We start from the raw sequence: 18,125 nt of genomic DNA on the forward strand, positions 1-18,125 counted from the left end.
CGAGAAGGATAAATAACAATGACAAAGAAAGCCGATTACATTTGGTTCAATGGTGAGATGGTTCCCTGGGCCGAGGCCAAAGTGCACGTGATGTCGCACGCGCTGCATTACGGCACGTCGGTATTTGAAGGCGTGCGCTGCTACGACTCGCACTTGGGGCCGGTGGTGTTTCGCCATCGCGAGCATATGCAGCGCCTGCATGACTCGGCGAAAATCTACCGCATGCCGGTTTCGCAAAGCGTCGACGAGCTGATGGAAGCCTGCCGCGCCACGCTGCGCAAGAACAACCTGGTCAGCGCGTACATCCGCCCGCTGGTGTTCGTCGGCGATGTCGGCATGGGCGTCAACCCGCCGGCCGGTTACAAAACGGACGTGATTATCGCGGCGTTTCCTTGGGGCGCTTATCTGGGTGAAGAAGCGCTGGATCAAGGCATCGATGCGATGGTCTCCTCCTGGCACCGCGTCGCACCAAACACGATCCCCACTGCGGCCAAGGCCGGCGGCAACTATCTTTCCTCCCTGCTGGTGGGCAGCGAAGCGCGTCGCCACGGCTATCAGGAAGGCATCGCGCTCGACGTGCACGGCTACATTTCCGAAGGGGCGGGCGAGAACCTGTTTGAAGTGAAAGACGGCGTGATTTACACCCCGCCGTTCACCTCTTCGGCGCTGCCGGGCATCACCCGCGACGCGATCATCAAGCTGGCGAAAGACATGGGCTTTGAAGTGCGTGAGCAGGTGCTGTCGCGCGAATCGCTGTACCTGGCCGACGAAGTGTTCATGTCCGGCACCGCGGCGGAAATCACGCCGGTACGCAGCGTGGACGGCATTCAGGTCGGCATCGGCAAATGCGGCCCGGTGACCAAACAGATCCAACAGGCGTTCTTCGGCCTGTTCAGCGGCAAGACAGAAGACAAATACGGCTGGCTGGATCCGGTAAATCCGTAACGACAAGACAGACAGATAAGAATATCCAGGCGGTTCGTTCGCCGCCTGTCATAAATACATTTGGAGTGAAAAGAGCATGCCTAAGTACCGTTCCGCCACCACCACTCATGGCCGCAATATGGCGGGTGCCCGCGCATTGTGGCGCGCGACCGGGATGACCGACGCCGATTTCGGCAAGCCGATCATCGCCGTGGTCAACTCCTTTACCCAGTTCGTGCCGGGCCACGTGCATCTGCGCGATCTGGGCAAACTGGTCGCCGAACAGATCGAAGCCTCCGGCGGCGTGGCCAAAGAGTTCAACACCATCGCGGTGGATGACGGCATCGCCATGGGCCACGGCGGCATGCTCTATTCCCTGCCGTCGCGCGAGCTGATCGCCGACTCGGTCGAATACATGGTGAACGCCCACTGCGCCGACGCGATGGTGTGCATCTCCAACTGCGACAAGATCACCCCGGGCATGCTGATGGCGGCGTTGCGCCTGAATATCCCGGTGATCTTCGTCTCCGGCGGCCCGATGGAAGCCGGCAAGACCAAACTCTCCAACCAGATCATCAAGCTGGATCTGGTGGATGCGATGATCCAGGGAGCGAACCCGAACGTCAGCGACGCCGACAGCGAGCAGATCGAGCGTTCCGCCTGCCCGACCTGCGGTTCCTGCTCCGGCATGTTCACCGCCAACTCGATGAACTGCCTGACTGAGGCGCTGGGCCTGTCGCAGCCGGGCAACGGCTCGCTGCTGGCCACTCACGCCGATCGCAAAGCGCTGTTCCTCAACGCCGGCAAGCGCATCGTCGAGCTGACCAAACGCTATTACGAGCAGGACGACGAGAGCGCGCTGCCGCGCAATATCGCCAACAAGGCGGCGTTTGAGAACGCCATGACGCTGGACATCGCCATGGGTGGCTCGACCAACACCGTGCTGCACCTGCTGGCTTCGGCGCAGGAAGGTGAGGTGGACTTCACCATGGAAGACATCGATCGCCTGTCGCGCAAAGTGCCGCATCTGTGCAAGGTGGCGCCGAGCACGCAGAAATACCATATGGAAGACGTGCACCGCGCCGGCGGCGTAATCGGTATCCTCGGTGAGCTGGATCGCGCCGGCTTGCTGAACCGCGAGGTGAACAACGTGCTGGGGCTGACCCTGCCGCAGACGTTGGAAGCCTACGACGTGATGCTGACCCGCGACGAAAGCGTCAAGAAAATGTACTCCGCCGGGCCGGCCGGTATCCGCACCACGCAGGCATTCTCTCAGGACTGCCGCTGGGATTCGCTGGACACCGACCGCAAGGAAGGCTGCATCCGCACCCGTGAGCACGCCTACAGCCAGGACGGCGGGTTGGCGGTGCTGTACGGCAACCTGGCGGAAAACGGCTGTATCGTCAAAACCGCCGGCGTAGACAAGGAAATCCTCACCTTCCGCGGCCCGGCCAAAGTGTATGAAAGCCAGGATGATGCGGTAGAAGCGATCCTCGGCGGCAAAGTGGTGGCGGGCGACGTGGTCGTTATCCGTTACGAAGGGCCGAAAGGCGGGCCGGGCATGCAGGAAATGCTCTATCCGACCACCTACCTGAAGTCGATGGGGCTGGGCAAGGCGTGCGCGCTGATTACCGACGGGCGTTTCTCCGGCGGCACCTCCGGGCTGTCCATCGGCCACGCCTCGCCGGAGGCGGCCAACGGCGGCCTGATCGCCCTGGTGCAGGACGGCGACATGATCGCGATCGACATTCCTCATCGCGGCATCCAGCTGGACGTCAGCGAGCAGGAACTGGCGGCGCGGCATGAAGCGGAACTGGCGCGCGGCGACGCGGCCTGGACGCCGAAAAACCGTGAGCGTCAGGTATCCTTCGCGCTGCGCGCCTACGCCTCGTTGGCCACCAGCGCCGACAAAGGCGCGGTACGCGACAAGAGCAAACTGGGGGGATAAGCAGCATGGCGGTCTCTCAACCCCTACCCAGCGCCCCCTGCGGCGCGGAATATCTGCGAGCGGTACTGCGCTCGCCGGTCTACGAGGTGGCGCAGGTCACCCCGTTACAGGCCATGAGCAAAATTTCTTCGCGCCTCGGCAACACCATTTTGGTGAAGCGCGAAGATCGCCAGCCGGTGCACAGCTTCAAGCTGCGCGGGGCCTATGCGATGATCGCCGGGCTGGACGAGGAGCAGAAGGCGCGCGGCGTCGTAACGGCTTCGGCCGGCAACCACGCGCAGGGCGTAGCCTTCTCCGGTAAACGGCTGGGCATCAAAACGCTGATCGTGATGCCGGTGTCCACCGCGGACATCAAAGTGGATGCGGTGCGCGGTTTCGGCGGCGAAGTGCTGCTGCACGGCGCCAATTTCGACGAGGCCAAAGCGAAGGCGATCGAGCTTTCCCAGCAGCAGGGCATGACCTTCGTGCCGCCGTTCGATCATCCGACGGTGATTGCCGGGCAGGGCACGTTGGCGATGGAGTTGCTGCAGCAAGACGCGCATCTGGATCGGGTCTTCGTGCCGGTCGGCGGCGGCGGCCTGGCCGCCGGGGTGGCGGTGCTGATCAAGCAGCTGATGCCGCAGATCAAAGTGATCGGCGTCGAAGCGGAAGACTCCGCCTGCCTGCGCGCGGCGCTGGATGCCGGCCAGCCGGTGGATCTGGCGCGCGTCGGGTTGTTCGCCGAAGGCGTGGCGGTGAAGCGTATCGGCGACGAAACCTTCCGCCTGTGCCGTGAATATCTGGACGACGTAATCACTGTGGACAGCGACGCCATTTGCGCAGCGGTCAAAGATCTGTTCGAGGACGTGCGTGCCATTGCCGAACCTTCCGGCGCGCTGGCGCTGGCGGGGCTGAAAAAGTACGTTCAGCAGCACAACATTCAGGGCGAGCGTCTGGCGCACGTGCTGTCTGGCGCCAACCTCAACTTCCATGGGCTGCGCTACGTTTCCGAACGCTGCGAACTGGGCGAACAGCGCGAAGCGCTGCTGGCGGTGACCATTCCGGAACAGCAGGGCAGCTTCCTCAAGTTCTGCCAACTGCTGGGCGGCCGCTCGGTGACCGAATTCAACTACCGCTACGCCGATGCCGACAACGCCTGCATTTTCGTCGGCGTGCGTCTGACGCGTGGCCACGCCGAACGGCGGGAAATCATCGACGAGCTCAATGCCGACGGTTATCAGGTGGTGGATCTGTCGGACGACGAGATGGCCAAACTTCACGTGCGGTACATGGTGGGTGGGCGTCCGTCGAAGCCGCTGCGCGAACGGCTGTACAGCTTTGAGTTTCCGGAGTCGCCGGGCGCGCTGCTGAAATTCCTGCAGACGCTGGGCACGCACTGGAACATTTCGCTGTTCCACTATCGCAGCCACGGCACCGACTTCGGCCGGGTGCTGGCGGCCTTCGAACTGGCGCAAACCGAGCCGGAATTCGAGCGGCACCTGCAGGCGCTGGGCTACGATTGCCACGACGAAACCGACAACCCGGCGTTCCGCTTCTTTTTGCAGGGGTGAGCCCGGTGCGTTTACCCGGCCGGCTGGCCCGCTTATTGACGCAGGGCCGGGAGATGGAACGCCAAATCGCGGCGCGCGATCGCGCACTGTTCGCCGGCGTGGATGCGCAGCTCGAGCAGCATTTCCTGACGCCGGGCCAGCGGCTGTTGCCGCCGGGCGTCGGCAATGTCATGTTGCTGATGGTATGCCTGACGTTGGGGCTGGCGGGCGTGATGGGCCTGGCCACGGACGTGGCTGCCGCCTGGAGCGGCAAGACTTCCGCCGCCGTTCTCATGGGCAGCGGCGCGATCGTGGCGGTGTGGATGACGTTGAACCTGTTCCAACTGGTGCAGGGTAAAAACAGCGGGGTGGTATTGTTGCAATATTACCTTGGCATGCTCGGCCTATTTTGCCTTGGCGCCGCGGCGGCGTGGGCGTCGGAGATGACCGGCATCGCCACCGTCGCCATGCTGCTGGGGGGCGTGGTTGGCGGTGCACTATTCAGCAACCGGGCGGTGTTCTCTCTCTGTGTCGCTTACTTTCGCACGCGTCGGCGCGTGTTTATCAAACGCCGTTGGCAGAGGGAAGATCTGCGCAACACCCGATAAACCGTCAGAACGGAAAAACTTATGACGCAACCCTTCTCCGGCTTTAGCCAGCAGGGGCTGAATTTCCTGCAGCAGGTGCGGATCGAGAACGATAAGGCGTGGTTCGACGGCAACCGCGATATCTACGATCGCGAGCTGCTGGCGCCGTTTCGCGCGCTGGTGGAGCAGCTGGCTCCCGGCATGTTGGCGATCGACCCGCAGTTCGAGACTCGCCCGGCGATCGGCAAAACGCTGTCGCGCATTCATCGCGACACGCGCTTTTCTCATGACAAATCGCGCTACCGCAGCCGCATGTGGCTGACGTTCAAGCGTCCGAGCAAAGACTGGAAAGACGCGCCGGTCTACTTTTTCGAACTGGGGCCGGACATGCTGCGCTATGGGCTCGGCTACTACAGCGCCAATAAGCCGACCATGGATCTGTTCCGCCATACGCTGAGGCAGCGGCCGCAGCCTTTCCTTGAGGTGGCCGCCTGCTGCCGGCCGCCGTTCGAGCTGGTGGGTGAGAGCTACAAGCGTCCGCTGGTGAAGGAACAGGCGGCGGAGATCGCCACCTGGTACAACCGCAAGTCGTTTGCGGTGATGGTGACCGACAGCGAAGTGGAAAAGCTGTTCAGCGCCGATCTGGTGCCGCTGCTGGCCGGGGCATTTTTGCAGCTTGAGCCGCTCTACCACTGGCTGATGCAGGTAGAGACGATGAAGCAGATCGATCCGGCGGATCTGTAAATCTCGCGTCAGCGGGGATGCAGCAAGCGCCAAAAGGCGTCGATCAGCGGATCGCTGAGGCGCTTTTTCTGGACGCAGACCCCCAGCTCGAACGGTTCGACCATCGAGATGTTATCCAGCTGCGAGATGCGGTTGCGTACCGGCTCCGGGCTGTTGTCCACCACCACGCTCGGGATCAGCGCGATGCCGCAGCCCAACGCGACCATCGACACGATGGCTTCGTGGCCGCCGACGGTGGCGTAAATCAGCGGATTGCTGATGCGGTGGCGGCGGAACCACAGCTCGATGCGTTTTCGCGACGGGCCGTGCTCCGGCAGGATGAACGGGATCTCGGCCCAGTCGGGCCTGTCGGCGAATGCCTGGCTGCGCACCGCACAGGGTAGCGCCGGCGCGATCAGCACCAGCGGGATTTCGCCGATTTTGGTGAACGCCACGCTGGCGGGCAACGTTTCCGGCCGGCCGGCGATGCCGAGATCGGCCTCGTTGGATTGCACTTTGTCGACCGCGTCGGCGGCGTCGCCGGTGGTCAGCTTAATCTCGACCAGCGGGTGCTGCGCGCGGAAGCGATCGAGGATCGGCGGCAGGTGGCTGTACGCCGCGGTCACCGAACAGAACAGCCGCAGTTCGCCGCTCAGCGAAGGGCCGTGCTGGCCGAGCGAGTGCTTCAGCTGCTGATACTGCAGCAGCGTTTGCTGGGCGAATTCTTTCAGCTGTTCGCCGGCGTCGGTCAGCTGCACGGTACGGTTGTCGCGCAGAAACAGCGGCTGCCCGAGGATCTCTTCCAGCCGCTGGATCTGGCGGGAGAGCGTCGACGGGCTGACGTGCATCGCCTTGGCGGTGCGCCCGAAGTGATGGCTTTCGGCCAAATGCAGGAACAGCTTTAAATCACGTAAATCCATATCGATACGCTCGCAGTGAGAGTGTTGCATAAATTGCAATATCACGTTCTCAATATATCAATTTAAGCAACGCATTTCCTGTTATACATTGAGTTTAACGAATCTCCGCACAGACAGGGCGGGGAATGAAAATAACAATGCAAGACAACATCAAACCGGAGTACCACCATGGCTAACTATTTCAACACATTGAACCTGCGTCAGCAGTTGGCGCAATTGGGTAAATGCCGCTTTATGGCGCGCGACGAATTTGCTGACGAAGCCGGCTACCTGAAAGGTAAAAAAGTGGTGATTGTCGGCTGTGGCGCCCAGGGGCTGAACCAGGGGCTGAACATGCGTGACTCCGGCCTGGACGTCGCCTATGCCCTGCGCAAAGAAGCGATCGACGAGAAGCGCGCTTCCTGGCGCAAGGCGACCGAAAACGGTTTTAAGGTCGGCACCTACGAAGACCTGATCCCGCAGGCGGATCTGGTGGTCAACCTGACGCCGGACAAGCAGCACTCTTCCGTGGTGCGCGCGGTGCAGCCGCTGATGAAAGACGGCGCGGCGCTGGGTTACTCCCACGGCTTCAACATCGTTGAAGTGGGTGAGCAGGTGCGTAAAGACATCACCGTGGTGATGGTCGCGCCGAAATGCCCGGGCACCGAAGTGCGTGAAGAGTACAAGCGCGGCTTCGGCGTGCCGACCCTGATTGCGGTTCACCCGGAAAACGATCCGAAAGGCGAAGGCATTGCGATCGCCAAGGCCTGGGCGGCGGCGACCGGCGGCCACCGCGCCGGCGTGCTGGAGTCTTCCTTCGTTGCCGAAGTGAAATCCGACCTGATGGGCGAGCAGACCATTCTGTGCGGCATGCTGCAGGCGGGTTCGCTGCTGTGCTTCGACAAGCTGGTTGCTGAGGGCACCGATCCGGCTTACGCCGAGAAACTGATTCAGTTCGGCTGGGAAACCATCACCGAAGCGCTGAAGCAGGGCGGCATCACCCTGATGATGGATCGCCTGTCCAACCCGGCCAAGCTGCGCGCCTATGCGCTGTCCGAACAGCTGAAAACCATCATGGCGCCGCTGTTCCAGAAGCACATGGACGACATCATCTCCGGCGCGTTCTCCAGCGGCATGATGGCCGACTGGGCGGAAGACGACGTGAAACTGCTGACCTGGCGCGAAGAGACCGGCAAAACCGCATTCGAGAATGCGCCGCAGTTTGAAGGCAAAATCAGCGAGCAAGAGTACTTCGATCACGGCGTGCTGATGGTGGCGATGGTGAAAGCGGGCGTTGAGCTGGCGTTCGAAACCATGGTCGATGCCGGCATCATAGAAGAGTCGGCTTACTACGAGTCGCTGCACGAGCTGCCGCTGATCGCCAACACCATTGCGCGCAAACGTCTGTATGAAATGAACGTGGTTATCTCCGATACCGCAGAGTACGGCAACTACCTGTTCGCCAACGCGGCGGTGCCGCTGCTGAAGGACTTCATGACCACCCTGCAGGCGGGCGATTTGGGCAAAGCCGCGGCGGGTACGGCGGTGGACAACGCGCAGCTGCGCGACGTGAACGAAGCGGTGCGCAGCCACCCAATCGAAACCGTCGGTCGCAAACTGCGTGGCTACATGACCGACATGAAACGCATCGCCGTTGCGGGCTGATTTTCCGCAAGGTAAAGAACACAAAGCCGGCTGTGATGCCGGTTTTTTTATGCCTCCGGCGGCGCGAGCAGCTGCCGTTCAAGGCAGCGCCGGATCGCGTGTTTGGCGTTGGCGACCCCCAGCTTACGCACCACATTGCCGATGTGAAACTTCACCGTACCGGTTTTGATCCCCAGGATCAGCGCGATCTCGTGGTAGGTTTTGCCCTGGCTGGCCCAGTAGAGGATTTCCCCTTCGCGCGGCGAGAGCCGGTCTGCCTGGCTCGCCTCGGCGCTGGCCAAGGCCAGAGCGTGCTGGTGGGTATCGACCAATACCATCTGCAGGCTGGCCCTCTCGTCTTCCATCAGCTGCCGCAGCTCGGCGTCATCGGCCGCCGTGGCGCTGATCGACAAGATCGCCAGGTTGTTGTCGTGATCGTGCAAAACAAAGCTGCAGCCGTGCACGATGTCGTATTCCCGCGCCTGGCTGAAGATCTTCCGGTAATGCCGATCCTCGGTGGTGACGGGGGTGTCGTGCCACATGAAGGGCGCGCAGCGACTATGGGCGGCGCGCACGACGGGATCGATGCGCTGATAGCGATTGGCGCTGTAGATGTCCAGCCATTCTTGCGGGTAGCTCGAGACCAGCAGATGGCGATCGGGACGGTGTTTGTTGAAGGTCAAATAAGCGTATTTGAATTGGCTGAAGGCGTGCAGTCGGCCGTCAAGATGCAGTCTTGCGGCGACGGCGTTGGCGAATGCGACGGCCATCGGTAACCTCCCTGTCGTTCGGCGGCTCAGCCCGACCTGCACCAAAGTCCAGCTAGTCAGTGCGGCGGATTGAAATTTATACTCGGCTAATAAATTCAAAAAGGCGGCAATGCCAAGACCCGAGCTTAGCAGCTCTGGGCGGAAATAAGCCAACGCCAGGGAAATTCTTTCAATCATCCTCTGATCAATGTTTCTGGGAACTATTGTGCGGGCGGTGGGGTAACCTCGCCGCCGCCTTATTGGCTATGCGGGCATTGCCGTTGCGGGAATGATGGCGCCGCGATGTTGGATCACCGTCGCGGCAAGCCGGTGGCCGCGCAGCGCCGCCTGCTGGGCGCTGCCGCCGCTCAGGCGTTCCGCCAGATAACCGGCGCTGAAAGAGTCGCCCGCGGCGGTGGTATCCACTACGCGCTCCGGCGGCAGCGCGATCGCCGGTACCTCAAGTCGCTCTCCCCCCACGCTGAACACCAAACAGGCATCCGCGCCGCGTTTGATAACGATCTCGCCGACGCCGAGCGCCTGCGTGCGTGCCACCACCTGTTCAACCGGCTGCGTGCCCCACAGCAACGCTTCGTCATCCAGCGTCAGGAAGGCGATGTCGGTGCAGGTCAGCACCTCGCGGTAGGCTAGCTGAGTTTCCTCACGGCTTTGCCACAGGCGCGGGCGGTAGTTGTTGTCGAAGATAACCTGGCCGCCGTTGGCGCGGCAGCGGCGCAGCAGCGCCAGCAGCTTCGTGCGGTCGGCGGGCGCGAGGATCGCCAGGCTAATGCCGCTGAGATACAGGTAATCGAACTGCGCCAGCCGGGCGCACAGCGCCTCGGCCTGGGGGCCCGCAAGCCAATACCGGGCGGCGGCGTCATTGCGCCAGTAGTAGAAGGTGCGTTCGCCGGCGGCGTCGGTTTCGATCACGTACAGGCCCGGCAGTTTGTTTTCCAACTGCTGAATCAGCCCGGTCTCGATCTTCTCCTGCCGCCAGGCCTGCAGCATTTCGCCGCTGAAGCTGTCGGTGCCGAGCGCGGTGACGTAATGCACCTGCAGCGCCTGTTCCGGCATTTGGCGAGCGAGGTAGACGGCGGTGTTGAGGGTATCGCCGCCAAAGCCGCGCGTTAGCTGCGCGCTCTGCTGCGACAGCTCGATCATGCATTCGCCGATCACGGCGAGATTTCGGATAGTCATCGTCAATAAGCCCTGGCTAAAGAAGAAGCAACAGCCGCCAGTCTCCACGCAAGGCGGTGAGGGAGTCAATAAATTAAAACAGTGTTTTAATTTTTTATGATCGCGATCGGCCCATGCCAACAGGGCGAAGAGGAAAGCGCGCGGCAATTCATGCTTAAAGTTTTACGCGGTGCGGCCGATAAGCTGGGTAAACAAACAGCGGCAGCGCTCTCACTTCTCCGCCACGGCGATAGTACCGATGATAACCAACCTGATCTCGGGTCTGCTGGCGCCCTGTTTTGCCCTCTATGCCTGCGCCAAATCGCGGCGCTACTGGCGGCAATGCCGGCGCTTGTATACCTTCCAGCCGATTTATCGCACCAGCGGCGCGCTGCTGGCGGTGGAACTGCTGACGGCGGTATATCACCCGAATGAGCCGGACAAACGGCAATCCCCGGAACAGTATTTCGCCTCGCTCGGCGTTGCCCAGCGTTTGCGGGTGATCCAGGAACAGCTGGCGCTGTTGCAGCGCTGGCAGGCATTGTTCATTCGCCACGCGGTGATGGTGTCGGTCAATATCGACGGCATCGCGCTGCAAGCGTTGCAGCGCCATAGCGAGCTGCAACGCCAGATCGCCGAGATGCCCTATCTGCGCTTCGAGCTGGTGGAGCACGCCGAAACGGCGTCAAACCACCCGTTGCAGCAGATCGTCGGCGGCGAACGGCTGTGGCTGGACGATTTCGGCAGCGGGCTGGCCAACTTCTCCGCCGTCGGCGCCTGGCGCTATCAATATATCAAGGTGGCGCGCGAGTTGTTCACCTTGCTCAAACAGTCGGAAGAGGGCGTACAGCTGCTCGGCACCCTGATCAAGATGATGAACCAGCACAGCGACGGGGTGATCGTCGAAGGCGTGGAAACCGAGCAGGAGTGGCGGCTGGTGCAGCGTTCCGGCGCGTTGGCCGCGCAGGGCTACTATCTTTCCCGCCCGGCGTGCTTTGAAACTCTGCACAGCGTACCGACACTGTTCGCCGCGCCCGGCGCGCCGGCGTGAACTCCGGCCTATCCTCAGCTAGGCTTAAACGGGGCTGCTCATTCTTTTTCCTTTCATTCGGCAGCCCGGTTTATGTGCTGAGGGAGCCCTATGACAAGAACAGGAAAGGTTTTCAGCTGGCTGGGCGGCATTGTGCTGCTGGCGATCGTCGCGCTGGCGATCTTCATCGCTACCTTCGATTGGAATCGACTCAAACCCACCATCAACGACAAGGTGTCGGCCGAACTGCGGCGGCCGTTCGCCATCCGCGGCGATCTGGGCGTCGACTGGTCGCGTAACCGGGATGAGGGCGGCTGGCGCGCCTGGGTGCCTTGGCCGCATATTCACGCTGAAGACGTGTGGCTGGGTAACCCGAAAAACATGCCCGGCGACAGCATGGTGACGCTGCAGCGCGTCGACGCCAGCATCGCACCGCTGGCGCTGCTGAGGAAAGAACTGCTGATCCCGCGCATCTGGCTCAAGCAGCCGAATGCGTCGTTGGAACGCCTGGCCAACGGCGACAACAACTGGACGTTTGATCTGGCCGCTGGCCAGGATCCGCAGCAACCGCCTTCCGCCTGGTCGTTCACCGTTCACGACATCGTGTTCGACAAGGGACAGATCGCCTTTAAAGACGCCGCCCTGAAGGCGGATTTCCGCGCCGTTATCGATCCGCTCGGCAAACCGCTGCCGTTCAGTGAAGTGACCGGCAAACAGAGCGGCGGCAAGGCCGCTACCCCCGACTACGTTTTCGGTTGGCAGGTCAAGGGCAAATATAACGGCGAACCGCTGAGCGGCAGCGGCAAGATCGGCGGCATGCTGTCACTGCAGAGCGCCGATCTGCCGTTCCCGCTGCAGGCCGACGTGCGTTCCGGCAGCACCCGGGTTGCGGTGGCGGGCACCTTGTCCGATCCGCTGAACCTCGGCGGCCTGGACGTGCAGCTGAAATTTTCCGGCGAAAGCCTGGGTGACCTCTATGGCCTGACCGGCGTGCTGCTGCCGAACACGCCGCCGTATGCGACCGATGGCCATCTGATAGCCCGCCTGCATCAGCCGGGCGGCGCCGTGTTCGAATATCAGAAGTTCGACGGCAAAATCGGCGACAGCGACATTCACGGCGACTTGAAATACGTTGCCGGTAAGCCGCGGCCGACGCTGAACGGCGCGGTGAACTCCCGGCAGCTGAGGTTGGCGGATCTGGCGCCGTTGATCGGCGCGGATTCCAACGCCGCCAAAGCCGGGCGCGGCGAGAAGAGCCGCCAACCGGCGGATAAGGTGCTGCCGGTCGCACAGTTCGATACGCAAAGCTGGCGCAAGATGGATGCGGACGTGAAGTTTGCCGCCGCGCGCATCGAACGCGGCAGCGATTTACCGCTGAGCGATCTGGCCACGCACCTGAAGCTGAACAATGGCGAGTTGCGTCTGGATCCGCTGCGCTTCGGCATGGCGGGCGGCAGCCTGAACGCCGTGGTGCGCCTCGACGGCGGCAAAAAGCCGATGCGCGGCCAGGTGGATATGCATGCGCGCAAACTCCAGCTCAAACAGCTGTTGCCGAACGTAGCGGCGATGAAGCGCAGCCTCGGGCAGATGAACGGCGACGCCAGGCTGACGGGCAGCGGCAATTCGGTGGCCGAGCTGCTGGCGACCAGCAACGGCGACCTGCGCCTGTTGATCAATAACGGGGTGATCAGCCGTAGCCTGATGGAGATCCTCGGCCTGAACGTCGGCAACTATTTGGTGGCGCAGCTGTTCGGCGACGACGTGGTGGGCATCAACTGCGCCGCGGCGGACGTCGGCATCCGCAGCGGCGTCGCCGCGCCGCGGCTGTTCGTGTTCGACACCGAGAACGCGGTGATCAACATTACCGGCAACACCAACCTCGCCACCGAACGGCTGGATTTGTCCATCGATCCGGAAAGCAAGGGGATGCGCGTGCTGACTCTGCGCTCGCCGCTGTACGTGAAAGGCACCTTCAAGCACCCCGACGCTGGGGTGAAAGCCGGGCCGCTGATCGCGCGCGGCGCGGCGGCGGTGGCGTTGGGGGCGGTGCTGACGCCGGCGGCGGCGCTGCTGGCGCTGGTCTCGCCCAGTGAAGGCGGCGAGGAAAACCAGTGCGGGCAGATCCTGCGGGAGATGAAAGGTAAAAAGTAATCAGGCGCGCGGCGGCGGTGAGAGCAGCCGGCAGTCGTGATCCTGGATCTCTTCCGCCGAGGCCAGGGTGAACGGCAGCAGGCTGCGCTCGGTCGCCAGCAGCAGGAAATCGCCGTCCGGCAGCGCGGTCATCGCCAGGCCGAAGCTGCCCATGCGCCCGTCGGCGCGCGGCAGGCCGGAAGCCAACAGACGAAAGGCGCCCTGCTGTTCAAGCTCGGCAGGGGTCACCCGCCGCCCCAGATAGTCATGCCCCAACAGGCCGCCGGGCAGCGGTTGCCATTGCTCGATAAAATCGGGGCCGATCTGCGCCAGCCGCTGTTTTACCGCCGGCAACAGGCAGGAGATATGAATATGCAGCTGGTTTTGCGTGCGGCCATATTCCGAGTTGATCGCCAGTGAAATATCGCCGTCGTCGATCGGTTTGCCATAGCGTTCCGCCATCACGTGGCGCGCGCGCCAGGCCTGGGCGAAGAAATTCGGCGTGGCGGCGTCCAGCACCGCCGGGCTTTCTATCCCGGTGATTTTGGCGCTGGGCATCAGCAGATATTGCAGCGGCCCGTTGCGATCCTTAAACACCACGAAGCCGGCAGGCACATCCACCTGCGCGCAGGGTGCCGGGTTGTCATGCGCCTGCTGATTGGGCAGACATTGCTGGCTAACGATGCGCCACAGCGCATCGGGATGGTCGGGCTTCAACCCGTAATAGAGCGCGATGGCGAGAGCCGCCAGCAGCGCAACGCAGACAAATACCCCACGACGCAGAGACATCGGCCAATCCTGTTACCGAGAGAAACGTCCAGCATAGCCCGGTTTTATGACAGGAAACGAACAACGCGTGCGGCCCCCCGCAGTGAGGGGGCCGTAGGGGATCACAGCGACTGGTGGCGGGTTTCTTTCATCAGCAGCAGGGCCAACAGCGTCAGCCCGGCCATCGCCGCCAGGTACATGCCGACGTAGAACAGCCCGTAGTGGGCCGCCAGCCAGGTGGCGATATAAGGCGCCACGGATGCGCCGAGAATAGACGCGACGTTGTAGGAGAACGATGCGCCGGTATAGCGCACTTCGGTCGGGAACAGCTCCGGCAGCAGCGCGCCCATGGGGCCAAAGGTCAGCCCCATGATGCTCAGGCCGCACAGCAGGAAGCCCATCACCAGCGCCTGGTTGCCGGAACCCAGCAGGGTCGGGAACAGGAACGCGAATCCGATCATCAGCAGGGTAATGGCGATCATGGTCTTGCGGCGGCCGAACGCGTCCGCCAGCAGGCCGGCGATCGGTACCATCACGCCGAAACCGATCACCGCCACCATCAACATCCACAGGAAGCTGTTGCGGGAGTAGCCGAGCCCCAACGGCTGCGGCGTGGTGCCGTAGGTCATCGAATACACCGTCATCAGATAAAACAGCGTGTAGGTCGCCAGCATGATGAAAGTGCCGAGTATGGTCGCTTTCAGATGCTTGCTCAGCAGCGTGCCGAGCGGCACTTTCACCTGTTTGCCGGCCTTGGCCACTTTGGCGAACACCGGCGTTTCATGCAGCGACACCCGAACGTACAGGCCAATCAGCACCAGCGCGGCGGAGAGGATGAACGGCACGCGCCAGCCCCATTCCATAAACTGCTGGTCGCTCAGCAGCCAGGAGAGCAGCAGGAAGGTGCCGTTGGCGAAGAAGAAGCCGATCGGCGCGCCCAGCTGGGGGAAGGAGCCGTACAGCGCGCGCTTTTTGGCCGGTGCGTTCTCCGTCGCCAGCAGGGCGGCGCCGCCCCATTCACCACCCAGCCCCAGGCCCTGCCCGAAGCGCGCCAGCGCCAGCAGAATAGGGGCGAAGATGCCGATGGTTTCATAGCTCGGCAGCAGGCCGATCAGCACGGTGGAAATCCCCATAGTCAGCAGCGAGGCGACCAGCGTGACCTTGCGCCCCACGCGATCGCCGAAGTGGCCGAACAGCGCAGAGCCGATAGGGCGCGCGACAAAGGCGACGGCGAAGGTGGCCAGCGATTGCAGCGTCGCGGTGGTCGGGTCGCCCTGTGGGAAGAAGATATGTGGAAACACGATCACCGCGGCGGTGGCATAGATGTAGAAGTCGAAGAACTCGATGGCGGTACCGACCAGTGAGGCGACGATGACTTTCCCGCGGGAGTTCACCGGTGTGGACGCGTCGTCGGCGTCGAGTGGGGGTGCGATGGTGGCTTGCATAATATTTCTTATTGTTGGAAGGGGTAAAAATCCATCTTAGTGACAGCATTCTGCCTTTTCAACGCGGGAACTTTGGACAATGGCCCCACTAACCGGTTAAAAAGACTAATGTTTTATCTGGCTTGTTTTCTGCAGCGTTAAACGTTGAGAAAGGGCTTTCGTGCAGAGGGAATGGCTGTAAAAGCGGCAAAGAAAAGTGAGTGGGCAGTTTGTTATGCTGGTTTTTCGGATCACAAGCCGCGTTATTTAGACGTATTGACTGGTTTTTTAGTTGGTATGTAGAGGAAAGTGCCGGTGTGTGCGATAACACCGGCACGATCGCATGGCTTCAGCGCGCCGGAGGTTCGCGTTCCGGCAACGCTTTGTCGCCTTTGTAGTCGGCGGTGGCGATCCAGGCGGCGCAAAACAGCGTCAAACGGGCGAAGAAGTAGAAGAACGCCATCAGCCCGATCACCGATCCGAAGGCCGCGCCGGAAGGCGACTTCGCCACCTGCGGCAGCGTCATGGTCATCACGAACTTGATCACCTCAAAGCCGATGGCGGCGAGCAAGGTGCCGCGCAGCAGCGCTTTTTTCTTCGGTTTGTGGCGCGGCAGCATCCAGAAAATCCACAGGAACAGCAGATAGTTGGCGAAAATCGAGATCGACAGCGCGATCAGCGTCAGCGCCGGCCGCAGCCATTCGATGCCGCCCAGCCCCAGCGCATTGACGATCGCCGCCTGCGCCGACCCGGCGACCGAGGTCAGCGACAGCGTAATGATCAGCGCGACCACCAGGCCGGTCAGCGAGATGAAGTCGCGGGTGTATTTGAAGTAGATTTTCTCCTGATCCTGCGGATTGCGCTCCCAGACATCGCGCGACTGCGCGCGGATCGCCTCGCGCAGGTTGCCCATCCAGCTGATGCCGGAATAGAGCGCCAGCGCCAGGCCGGTCAATCCCACGGTGGTGCGCTGTTGAATGGCGGTGTTGACGGTGTTCTTCAGCGTGCTGGCCAGCGTCGGATCGCTGATGCTGCCGACGATGCGGTTGATCAAACGGGCCAGCAGATCCGGGTTGGAGGCCAGCACGAAGCCGGCGGCGGCAAACGACACCATCAGGACCGGGATCAGCGAGAGGAATGAAAAATAGGTAATCGCGGCGCCGAACTGGCTACCCAGCCGATCGTTAAAGCGTTCGGCGGCGCGCAGCAGGTGCGCCACGCTTGGCCAGGCTTTGATGCGTTCAATCAGACGTGAAAAACCACCGATGCGGCGGTCGAGGGTCTCATGGCCGGTCTTGATGGCGATAAGCGGCTTCGGCGGCGTGTCTTGTGCGGGCTGGTGGCGTTCCTGGTCTGGTCCTGTAGGCATTACTTCACGATTTCCTTAACGTTAAACGGCATGTTTCAGCGTTGATTATAGCCAAAGCCCCGCAGCGTTTTGAACGCCGGGGCGGCAAACGGTCATTTTCCGAGCTTAGCGCGTTAGCGCCCGGCATGAAATGCCGGGGAGGGGCCGATAGGTAAAATTCCTATGAAAACCCCGTGGCGCCTCGGTTTTTTTCACTTCCCTACCTCCAATTTTTATCTGTTTCGTCGGCGAGAAAGCGTTTACTCATGATGTGGCGTCGCGCTTTTGCTGTCCGCCGCTCCGCTGCAGCCGTAGGGGCTGGAACGGTCTCATCCGTCATCAACAGAAAAACTGGAAGGTCTTATGAAATTGCTTAATCACCCCACCTGTCGTCCGTTTACCGAAGCGGGCAATTTGTCGCAGCTGTCCGCCTACTATGAAGAGGGGCGACACATCATGTGGATGTTGCTGCGCGCTGCGCCGCGCCCCTGCTTTAACCAGGCGCTGATCGAAGACATCATGACGCTGGCGCAGGCGGCGAAGGAGTCTTCGCTGCGGTTCGATTTCTGGGTCACCGGCTCGCTGGTGCCGAACATGTTCAACGTCGGCGGCGATCTGCAGTTCTTCGCCGAAGCGATCAAAAACCGCAAGCGCGAGGCGATGATGGCCTACGCGCGCGCCTGCATCGACTGCGTACATGCGGCGGCGCGCGGTTTCGACACCGGCGCGGTCAGCATTGCGATGGTCGAAGGCAGCGCGCTGGGCGGCGGTTTTGAAGCGGCGCTGGCGCACCATTTCGTGCTGGCGCAGAACAACGCGCGCATGGGGTTTCCGGAGATCGCGTTCAACCTGTTTCCCGGTATGGGCGGTTACTCGCTGGTGGCGCGCAAGGCGGGCATGCGCTTGGCCGAGGAGCTGATTTGGGGCGGCGAGTCGCACACCGCAGAGTGGTTCGAGAGCCGAGGGCTGGTAGACCAGCTGTTCCAGCCCGGCGACGCCTATATGGCGACGCGCACCTTCATCGATACCATCCGGCCGAAGCTCAACGGCATGCGCGCCATGCTGCGGGCGCGCCAGCGCGTGTTGCAGCTGACGCGTTCCGAGCTGATGGACATTACCGAAGACTGGGTGCACTCGGCCTTTACCATTGAGGAAAAAGACCGCGCCTACATCGAGCGGCTGGTGATGTTGCAGGATCGCCATACCCTGAACCTGCGTCGTGCCGGCTAACGTTAACGCGCCCGCC

The 18,125-nt window shown here is 62.0% G+C and carries 15 protein-coding genes; 9 read left to right on the forward strand and 6 right to left on the reverse strand.

What is annotated here, in order from left to right:
* The first annotated feature begins 18 nt into the window (after positions 1-18).
* The 5 genes from GF111_RS13745 to GF111_RS13765 all read left to right on the forward strand — a co-directional run bounded on the left by GF111_RS13745 (position 19) and on the right by GF111_RS13765 (position 5,732).
* Entirely contained in the window at positions 19-945 is a 927-nt protein-coding gene (locus tag GF111_RS13745; protein ID WP_033636413.1) for a branched-chain amino acid transaminase, read from the forward strand.
* Positions 946-1,021: 76 nt separating this feature from the next.
* A complete protein-coding gene (gene ilvD / locus GF111_RS13750) occupies positions 1,022-2,872 on the forward strand; it encodes a dihydroxy-acid dehydratase (RefSeq protein WP_033649965.1) in 1,851 nt (616 codons plus the stop codon).
* A 5-nt stretch (positions 2,873-2,877) separates the two neighbouring features.
* On the forward strand, positions 2,878-4,422 hold the full coding sequence (gene ilvA / locus GF111_RS13755) for a threonine ammonia-lyase, biosynthetic (protein WP_038874699.1): 1,545 nt from the start codon (positions 2,878-2,880) through the stop codon (positions 4,420-4,422).
* A 53-nt stretch (positions 4,423-4,475) separates the two neighbouring features.
* Positions 4,476-5,009 carry a hypothetical protein gene (locus GF111_RS13760; protein WP_147190740.1) on the forward strand — a complete coding sequence of 178 codons (534 nt, stop codon included), beginning with the start codon at positions 4,476-4,478 and terminating at the stop codon, positions 5,007-5,009.
* 21 nt (positions 5,010-5,030) lie between these two features.
* Positions 5,031-5,732: a DUF2461 domain-containing protein gene (locus GF111_RS13765; protein WP_038874696.1), complete on the forward strand. Its 702-nt coding sequence runs from the start codon at positions 5,031-5,033 to the stop codon at positions 5,730-5,732.
* An 8-nt stretch (positions 5,733-5,740) separates the two neighbouring features.
* Here the strand turns inward: GF111_RS13765 and ilvY are convergent, their stop codons facing one another.
* The gene (ilvY, locus tag GF111_RS13770; protein WP_033636409.1) at positions 5,741-6,631 is read right to left on the reverse strand and encodes an HTH-type transcriptional activator IlvY; all 891 of its coding nucleotides are present in this window, start codon (positions 6,629-6,631) and stop codon (positions 5,741-5,743) included.
* A 168-nt stretch (positions 6,632-6,799) separates the two neighbouring features.
* Here ilvY and ilvC point away from each other — a divergent pair, with 168 nt between their 5' ends.
* Entirely contained in the window at positions 6,800-8,275 is a 1,476-nt protein-coding gene (gene ilvC / locus GF111_RS13775) for a ketol-acid reductoisomerase (RefSeq protein ID WP_147190742.1), read from the forward strand.
* 47 nt (positions 8,276-8,322) lie between these two features.
* Here the strand turns inward: ilvC and GF111_RS13780 are convergent, their stop codons facing one another.
* Positions 8,323-9,024: a LuxR family transcriptional regulator gene (locus tag GF111_RS13780; RefSeq protein ID WP_147190744.1), complete on the reverse strand. Its 702-nt coding sequence runs from the start codon at positions 9,022-9,024 to the stop codon at positions 8,323-8,325.
* 243 nt (positions 9,025-9,267) lie between these two features.
* Positions 9,268-10,200, reverse strand: coding sequence for a sugar kinase (locus GF111_RS13785; RefSeq protein ID WP_147190746.1), 933 nt, complete (start codon positions 10,198-10,200; stop codon positions 9,268-9,270).
* 238 nt (positions 10,201-10,438) lie between these two features.
* On the opposite strand from GF111_RS13785, the gene pdeH reads away from it, so the two are divergent.
* Together pdeH and GF111_RS13795 are read left to right on the forward strand one after the other, a co-directional pair.
* Positions 10,439-11,230: a cyclic-guanylate-specific phosphodiesterase gene (gene pdeH / locus GF111_RS13790; RefSeq protein ID WP_047729634.1), complete on the forward strand. Its 792-nt coding sequence runs from the start codon at positions 10,439-10,441 to the stop codon at positions 11,228-11,230.
* 90 nt (positions 11,231-11,320) lie between these two features.
* Positions 11,321-13,360: an AsmA family protein gene (locus tag GF111_RS13795; RefSeq protein WP_048232141.1), complete on the forward strand. Its 2,040-nt coding sequence runs from the start codon at positions 11,321-11,323 to the stop codon at positions 13,358-13,360.
* Here GF111_RS13795 and GF111_RS13800 read toward each other — a convergent pair whose 3' ends face one another.
* From GF111_RS13800 to yhjD, 3 genes are all read right to left on the reverse strand, one after another.
* Entirely contained in the window at positions 13,361-14,128 is a 768-nt protein-coding gene (locus tag GF111_RS13800) for a CDP-diacylglycerol diphosphatase (protein WP_047729636.1), read from the reverse strand. It abuts the gene before it with no gap.
* A 101-nt stretch (positions 14,129-14,229) separates the two neighbouring features.
* A complete protein-coding gene (locus GF111_RS13805) occupies positions 14,230-15,552 on the reverse strand; it encodes an MFS transporter (protein WP_038874673.1) in 1,323 nt (440 codons plus the stop codon).
* 328 nt (positions 15,553-15,880) lie between these two features.
* Positions 15,881-16,900 (reverse strand): inner membrane protein YhjD, encoded by a 1,020-nt coding sequence (gene yhjD / locus GF111_RS13810; RefSeq protein WP_038874670.1) that lies wholly within the window; start codon positions 16,898-16,900, stop codon positions 15,881-15,883.
* 342 nt (positions 16,901-17,242) lie between these two features.
* Here yhjD and GF111_RS13815 point away from each other — a divergent pair, with 342 nt between their 5' ends.
* Positions 17,243-18,109, forward strand: coding sequence for a crotonase/enoyl-CoA hydratase family protein (locus GF111_RS13815; RefSeq protein ID WP_038874666.1), 867 nt, complete (start codon positions 17,243-17,245; stop codon positions 18,107-18,109).
* Positions 18,110-18,125 lie beyond the last annotated feature (16 nt).

The sequence above is a fragment of the Serratia sp. HRI genome (genome assembly GCF_010119335.3).
Taxonomy (GTDB): Bacteria; Pseudomonadota; Gammaproteobacteria; order Enterobacterales; family Enterobacteriaceae; genus Serratia; species Serratia nevei.

Coding starts and splice junctions, on each gene's coding strand:
- GF111_RS13765 (WP_038874696.1), top strand. CDS start 5,031: ATGACGCAACCCTTCTCCGGCTTTAGCCAGCAGGGGCTGAATTTCCTG.
- GF111_RS13760 (WP_147190740.1), top strand. CDS start 4,476: ATGGAACGCCAAATCGCGGCGCGCGATCGCGCACTGTTCGCCGGCGTG.
- GF111_RS13785 (WP_147190746.1), bottom strand. CDS start 10,200: ATGACTATCCGAAATCTCGCCGTGATCGGCGAATGCATGATCGAGCTG.
- ilvC (WP_147190742.1), top strand. CDS start 6,800: ATGGCTAACTATTTCAACACATTGAACCTGCGTCAGCAGTTGGCGCAA.
- ilvY (WP_033636409.1), bottom strand. CDS start 6,631: ATGGATTTACGTGATTTAAAGCTGTTCCTGCATTTGGCCGAAAGCCAT.
- GF111_RS13805 (WP_038874673.1), bottom strand. CDS start 15,552: ATGCAAGCCACCATCGCACCCCCACTCGACGCCGACGACGCGTCCACA.
- ilvD (WP_033649965.1), top strand. CDS start 1,022: ATGCCTAAGTACCGTTCCGCCACCACCACTCATGGCCGCAATATGGCG.
- GF111_RS13745 (WP_033636413.1), top strand. CDS start 19: ATGACAAAGAAAGCCGATTACATTTGGTTCAATGGTGAGATGGTTCCC.
- GF111_RS13815 (WP_038874666.1), top strand. CDS start 17,243: ATGAAATTGCTTAATCACCCCACCTGTCGTCCGTTTACCGAAGCGGGC.
- ilvA (WP_038874699.1), top strand. CDS start 2,878: ATGGCGGTCTCTCAACCCCTACCCAGCGCCCCCTGCGGCGCGGAATAT.
- pdeH (WP_047729634.1), top strand. CDS start 10,439: ATGATAACCAACCTGATCTCGGGTCTGCTGGCGCCCTGTTTTGCCCTC.
- GF111_RS13780 (WP_147190744.1), bottom strand. CDS start 9,024: ATGGCCGTCGCATTCGCCAACGCCGTCGCCGCAAGACTGCATCTTGAC.
- GF111_RS13800 (WP_047729636.1), bottom strand. CDS start 14,128: ATGTCTCTGCGTCGTGGGGTATTTGTCTGCGTTGCGCTGCTGGCGGCT.
- yhjD (WP_038874670.1), bottom strand. CDS start 16,900: ATGCCTACAGGACCAGACCAGGAACGCCACCAGCCCGCACAAGACACG.
- GF111_RS13795 (WP_048232141.1), top strand. CDS start 11,321: ATGACAAGAACAGGAAAGGTTTTCAGCTGGCTGGGCGGCATTGTGCTG.